5 protein-coding genes are annotated in these 6,444 nt (G+C 48.9%); all 5 read right to left on the bottom strand.

Annotation, left to right across the window (positions count from 1 at the left end):
• Nucleotides 1–147: 147 nt before the first annotated feature.
• Nucleotides 148–1,980: a translation elongation factor 4 gene (gene lepA / locus IV54_RS09810; RefSeq protein ID WP_057879155.1), complete on the bottom strand. Its 1,833-nt coding sequence runs from the start codon at nt 1,978–1,980 to the stop codon at nt 148–150.
• A 129-nt stretch (nt 1,981–2,109) separates the two neighbouring features.
• Nucleotides 2,110–3,399, bottom strand: coding sequence for a D-alanyl-lipoteichoic acid biosynthesis protein DltD (gene dltD, locus IV54_RS09815; protein WP_057879156.1), 1,290 nt, complete (start codon nt 3,397–3,399; stop codon nt 2,110–2,112).
• A 3-nt stretch (nt 3,400–3,402) separates the two neighbouring features.
• Nucleotides 3,403–3,636 (bottom strand): D-alanine--poly(phosphoribitol) ligase subunit DltC, encoded by a 234-nt coding sequence (gene dltC, locus IV54_RS09820; RefSeq protein ID WP_057879157.1) that lies wholly within the window; start codon nt 3,634–3,636, stop codon nt 3,403–3,405.
• A 38-nt stretch (nt 3,637–3,674) separates the two neighbouring features.
• On the bottom strand, nt 3,675–4,883 hold the full coding sequence (gene dltB, locus IV54_RS09825; protein ID WP_057879158.1) for a D-alanyl-lipoteichoic acid biosynthesis protein DltB: 1,209 nt from the start codon (nt 4,881–4,883) through the stop codon (nt 3,675–3,677).
• A complete protein-coding gene (gene dltA, locus IV54_RS09830) occupies nt 4,883–6,427 on the bottom strand; it encodes a D-alanine--poly(phosphoribitol) ligase subunit DltA (protein ID WP_057879159.1) in 1,545 nt (514 codons plus the stop codon). The genes dltB and dltA overlap by 1 nt, the downstream gene beginning before the upstream one ends.
• Nucleotides 6,428–6,444: the final 17 nt, after the last annotated feature.

The following is a 6,444-nucleotide window of genomic DNA, read 5'->3' on the forward strand; positions in this document are numbered from 1 at the left end:
TCTATACAATTCAGAAATCTTTTATGCATTTACACAAGATATTTTACGCTCTCGAAAAATGACCCCCTTGATCTGCGTAATTGCAAATCAAGAAGGTCATTTTATTTGTTCAATAATTCATTCCAAGCTTAAAGGACTCAACGTTTCTTACTTAGTTTCATCCTCATCAGTCTTCAAAACGGCCATGAACGCTTCCTGTGGGATATCAACCTTCCCAACAGCCTTCATCCGTTTCTTCCCGACCTTTTGTTTCTCAAGCAACTTCATCCGACGAGTCCGGTCACCCCCGTAGAGGTGGGCGGTAACGTCTTTCCGGTAAGCCTTGATTGTGGTTCTGGCAATAATCTTGGCCCCAATCGCTGCTTGCACGGGGATTTCGAAGTTTTGTCGCGGAATGATCTTCTTCAACCGTGAGGCAATCTCACGGCCCCGTTGTGGGGCGAAGGACCGGTGCGCAATGAAACTCAAGGCATCGACCTTATCCCCGTTCAGGAGAATATCAATCTTAACCAGGTCAGCTTCTGCATAGCCATTCGTTTCGTAATCCAAGGAGGCATAGCCCCGCGTGCTGGACTTCAACTTATCGAAGAAATCAAAAATGATTTCCGACAACGGCATATTATACAAAATATTAACTCGATATTCATCCAGGTATTCCATCGTTAAAAACTGACCCCGTCGATGTTGGCACAGCTCCATGATCGCCCCCACGTATTCGTTGGGTGCCATGATCGTGGCCTTGACGATTGGTTCTTCAATGCGTTTGATCGAGGACGCCTCCGGCATTTCTGCGGGGTTCTCGACTTCCTTCATTGACCCATCCGTCAGATAAGCGTGGTAGGTTACGGATGGCGCCGTTGTAATCAGTTCAAGATTGAATTCACGTTCCAGCCGTTCCTGAACGACATCCATATGCAACATCCCCAAGAATCCACAACGGAAGCCAAAGCCCAACGCTTGTGAGGATTCGGGTTCAAATTCCAAAGCGGCATCGTTTAACTTCAACTTTTCCAGCGCTTCACGCAGGTCCGTCAGCTTGGCATTCTCCGTGGGATAGAGCCCGGCGTAAACCATTGGCGCCATTTCACGGTAACCTGGCAAGGCTTTTTCGGCGGGATTATCGGCATCCGTCACGGTATCCCCAACTCGCGTATCCGTAATATCCTTGATGCTGGCGGTGATGTACCCCACATCCCCCGCAATCAGGTATTCTCGCGAGATTGGTTTAGGTGAGTTAACCCCGACTTCGGTGACTTCGTAGATACTGCCGGAGTTCATCAATTGGATCTTGTCGCCTGGTTTAACAGTTCCTTCAAAGACCCGGACACTCAACACAACCCCACGATAGTCATCGTAGACGGAGTCAAAGACCAAGGCCTTCAATGGGGCGTCCAGATCACCGGTTGGTGCCGGTACCTTGTCGACAATCTGTTCCAACAGTTCTGGAATCCCGATCCCCTGCTTGGCACTTGCCAAGACAGCGTCGGAGGCATCCAGCCCAATGACATCTTCAATTTCAGTCTTAACCTTCTCTGGGTCAGCAGATGGCAAATCAATCTTATTGATAACTGGGACGATTTCCAAATCGTCATCGAGTGCTAGATAAACGTTGGCTAAAGTCTGAGCTTCGACCCCTTGGGCCGCATCCACGACCAGAATAGCCCCTTCACAGGCCGCCAGACTCCGTGAGACCTCATAGGAGAAGTCCACGTGCCCTGGAGTATCAATCAGGTGAAACTCATAGTCGTGGCCGTCCTTGGCGTGATACGTCAATTCTACGGCATTTAACTTGATCGTAATCCCACGTTCTCGTTCGAGATCCATGTTATCCAACACTTGATCTTGCATGTCTCGTTTGGAAATCGTATCCGTCAATTCCAGAATACGGTCCGCGAGCGTCGACTTCCCGTGGTCAATGTGCGCCACAATGGAGAAGTTGCGAATGTATTTTTGATGGTTTTTTAATTTCTCAAGATCCATGTTGATTTCCTACTTTCCTATAACACCATGTCCCAACAATTATACCAACCATCCGCGGCAAGTACAAACTAAAAGGAATCCTGCGACCGTCAAAAAAGGCTCGGAACAAATTGTCCCGAACCTTTTCATTTATTTCACGGTCTGTTCGTACTGGCTCAGTTGAGAAGGTCCCAACTGTTGCCAAGTCTTCGAATAGAACTTATCACTAATATCATACTTTGGTTGAGCTTGCTTTTGACTGAGGAACGGGTTAACCCGTTGGTCAATCGCCAACCAGCCTCGCCAACCGGGGTGAATCGTATCCGTCATGAAGTACGGGACGTTCCCCTTATCACTCAAGTCGACAATGTTATGGAAACCTTGGGACTCAAGTTGGTAGCGAATCTTCTGGTCAAACTGCCGCAACATCTCTGGCGATAACCCCGTGTACTCCTGCCACTTCTGGTTAATTGGTGGAATGATGAAGAGCACGTTGGTATTCAACCGAGCAAACTGATCCAAACAGAGTTGGAAATCACTGTATTCCGGTGACTTCAAGTAAGAGAGGTGCTTCTGGAAGTTCTTCAGCTTCCCCTTCTTTAACTCCTGCTTAAGACCATGATTGTAGAATTGATCGCTGATGTGGAAGCTATTGTTACCAGTCTGTGCTTTACCGATGCGGCCTGCGAGTGAATCCAGCGCCGAGTAAGAATAATGAGTGGGTAACTTCTGGGCTTGCTGGTCAACTCGTGCTAAGTTTCGCGATGGTAAATTGATTCCAGAGAAGAATTGGTCTTCCTGGGTCAGCATATTCTTCCGTGATTGCAGGTAAAACCGTTGGTAACCCGTTAAGGCCTTGCCAGCGGCGACCTGCTGTAAAGCCGTATTGATGAAATGATCGGACTTGGCTGCAGGCATTTGAAGTAACCGCTTAGCAGCATACTGATCAATCGCATCGTGACGGTAGTGGCTCAACCATTCACTCGTTTGCAGTTGTGAGTAGTAGAACCCAAAGGCATCCTTACGCGTCCCACCCTTAACGAACCACTGTGGCGAAATGAAGAAGACTGCCTTCTTGTTTCGTAACTGGCTCTGGATGTTCTGCATCACGAAGAACTGTGTTAACGACTGTGTGCCCCGGGCACCCAAGAGAAACGGCCGGTAATCCCGGTGATACTTCTGGGCGAGTACGGAAGGATGCATCGGGTCGATTCGTGACCATTCTGATGACCCAAAGAACGGCACATAACCATCCCCGAGCGCTGCTTCCTTAACGTGCTTCCCCCGTAAAATGTTGGGTGACAGTGAAACCGCAGCCTGCCGTTCCTTAGCCGCACTCATGTGCTTAAAGCCAAAGGTAACCGGCGAAACCAATACCGCGAAAACTAGAATAGCCGCGAGAATTAACGGACCAAAGATCCGTAGTAGTCGCTTGGCCATAAACTAAGCCAGACTTTCTGCTTTCGCAATAATCTTGTTGGGCGTGTCCCACTCTGACCGCTCAAATTCAGAAACTGGCACGTTAATGCCTAAGTCACTTTGGAGTTGTAATAATAATTGAACGGAACCCATTGAGTCTAATAAGCCACTGTCGAATAAATTATCGTCCATGGCCCCGCTAACATCGTTCCCCGTTAAGTCGCTTAAAATTTGTAAAACCGTTGCTTTGATATCCATTATAATTTCCCCCTCGATCGAATTATGAAACCCTTAGTTTAGTGAAACCACAGTTTATCCAGTAACCCAGAGAAGATCAGGAAACTGAAACAAACCATGTTTGCCGTTAGGAAGATGGCAAACACCTGGGTAAACCCGTTGTGTGGGATACTTTGGCGATGCTTCTTCTTATAACGTAACCACGCGTCATTAATCACCAACGCGACCCCATGGAACAGGCCGTAAGTGATGTAATACCACGTGACCCCATGCCAGAAACCCATGACCAACATATTAATAATGTAGGTGACATTGGCCGTGGTGGTTGGCTTCTTGAATACCCGGTGCTTCATGAACCAGAAGACTAACCGCATATAGATGAAGTCTCGGAACCAGAATGACAACGTAATGTGCCAACGATTCCAGAAGTCCTTAATGTTCGGTGACCGCCAAGGCTGGTTGAAGTTCATTGGTGTCTCAATCCCCATCAGATAAGAGGTCCCGACGGCAAACAAACTGTATCCAGCGAAGTCAAAGAACAAATTGGCACTGTAACAATACATGTAACCCACGACTGGCCAGGAAAGATCCATGAAACCACCACGCGAGTTCATCGCCATAATTTGTAGTTTCGGCATCAAGATCGTTCCGAAGTAGTATGCCAGAATGAACTTGTACAGGAACCCGACAAAGATATAGCGAACCCCTTTTTGAATCATGCCCAGGTACTTATCCCGGTCGGGCACCGACCGATAATCGGCTTCGAAACGCCGGTAACGGTCAATTGGCCCGGATGAAATCGTTGGGAAGAAGAGCATGAATTGCAGGAAGGTCATCACCTGATAATCCTTCAGCGTGCCGTCACGTGTTTCCATAATCGTTTGAACGGCGCGGAACGAAAGATAACTAACACCCAGGAAACCAATCAGTGAAGCCTGACCATTGGCAACGGCCGGTGTCACCTTCACGATGGTTAACGGTAAGATGGACAGGATCACCGTCATAAAGAAGACGGGTCCCGAATTATGTTGCTTTCTGTAGACGGCATACCCCCAGGTCAACGCCACCTCGTACAAAATGTAAATGATCAAGGCTACTCCTTGCGTCCACTTCGGACCGCCGAAGGTGAGAACCAGGAAGAAGATTGAAATTAACGTTTCATACAGACGCGACCGCTTGCCGTACAGAATACCAATCATCAGTGGTAAAAGTGCCACTCCCAACAGGGCGAAATATGTTGGGTTACCGTACGGTTCAAAGGTCAACATTATTGATTGACCTCAGCGATAATTGATTTGATATCAACCTTGCCGTTGGGAGTCATCGGCAGGCTTTCCTTATAAACAAATCGCTGTGGGATCATGTATTCCATCATGTCGCCACCTTGTAAGTTTTCTTTAATGGCCTTGGTAAGCGCCAATTCATTGGCGAAGTCCGAACTACTTGGCACAATCCAAGCAATCAGTTGGCTCACCTTGTGGTTCCGATCATACCGTGGAACGGCGACCCCGACCTGAATGTGATCCTCTTGGGTCAGGTAGTGATTGACTTCTTCAAGTTCAATCCGGTAACCATGCAGCTTGATCTGAAAGTCCGTCCGACCACGGTACATAATGAGTCCGTTGGTCAGCTGAACCCCTAAGTCACCCGAACGGTAGACTTCGTGGCCTTGGCTGGTTACAAAGGCCTTGGCCGTCTTTTCCGGATTATTGAGGTAACCCTTCGACATTGATGGGCCACTGATTAACAGTTCACCCTCTGTGCCGGCAGGAACCGGGTTCAACTCGTCATCGACCACGGTAATCGTGGTATCTGGCTTGGCATACCCGATTGGCAAACGCGGATTGTCCGCCAAGAGTTCGGCGGTAATCTCAACTTGAGTGACGGCAACCGTCGTTTCGGTTGGGCCATAGGTGTTGAAGATCCGGGCGCTTGGGAACCGGTCCAACAACGTTTGCGCGGTCCCGTGGGTTAATTCTTCCCCACAGAACAGGAACCGACTAAGATGTGGATAATGTTCGGCATCAAAAGTGGGCTCCAACAAGCAAATGTCCATAAAGGACGGCGTTGAGACCCAGACGTTCAGGTCCATCGTTGGCAACGTTTCGAAGAGTTGACGGAAGTTATCCGTGACCTGCTTAGGCAGTGCCACTAACGTCCCCCCAGCGGCCAAGGTTGGTCCCCAGTCCATAACGGACAGGTCGAATGAGTATGGCGCTTGCGACAACGTCCGTGGGGCGTCAGGTAACGCAAAGTCCGTGCTCAGCATCCAGTTAACGTAGCTTAGAAGGTTCGTGTGTGAAATCTGAACCCCTTTTGGCTTCCCAGTCGTCCCAGAGGTAAAGATGATGTAGTAGTTATCATCCCCTGAAACGGCGTGGTCGACCTGGTAGTCCACGACCGAGCCACTGAAGATAGTCTCCAGGGCATCAGGCGTAATCACCGGCGTCGATCCCAGCGTGGTTGGCAAGGCTTCAACGGCAATGGCCGCTGCGGGTTGCGCAATCTCGTTGATGGTCGTGACCCGTTCCAATGGCGAATGCGTGTCAATTGGTGCGTAGGCGTGACCACTCTTCACAATGCCTAAAAAAGTCGCCAGCATGTTAAAGGTTTGTCCCCCATAAACTAAGATGGGAGCCTTAGCCGGTAACTGCATGGCGTCCAAATGGGCGGCGAGAGCGTCTGAACGACTCTTCAATTCGCCATAAGTGTTGGTTTGACCCAGGTAATCATAAGCGATCCGGTTGGGATCGACTTGACCAAAATGGTCAATAGTGGGTCTAGAATTTTTGGTGTTGGAAAGTATTTCCATTCCAAAAGTACTAGGCC

Source organism: Levilactobacillus paucivorans, from assembly GCF_001437125.1.
Classification (GTDB): domain Bacteria; phylum Bacillota; class Bacilli; order Lactobacillales; family Lactobacillaceae; genus Levilactobacillus; species Levilactobacillus paucivorans.

Bases quoted from the DNA above. Each gene is read 5' to 3' on its own strand.
- dltD (WP_057879156.1), bottom strand. From the start codon at position 3,399: ATGGCCAAGCGACTACTACGGATCTTTGGTCCGTTAATTCTCGCGGCT.
- dltB (WP_057879158.1), bottom strand. From the start codon at position 4,883: ATGTTGACCTTTGAACCGTACGGTAACCCAACATATTTCGCCCTGTTG.
- lepA (WP_057879155.1), bottom strand. From the start codon at position 1,980: ATGGATCTTGAGAAATTAAAAAACCATCAAAAATACATTCGCAACTTC.
- dltA (WP_057879159.1), bottom strand. From the start codon at position 6,427: ATGGAAATACTTTCCAACACCAAAAATTCTAGACCCACTATTGACCAT.
- dltC (WP_057879157.1), bottom strand. From the start codon at position 3,636: ATGGATATCAAAGCAACGGTTTTACAAATTTTAAGCGACTTAACGGGG.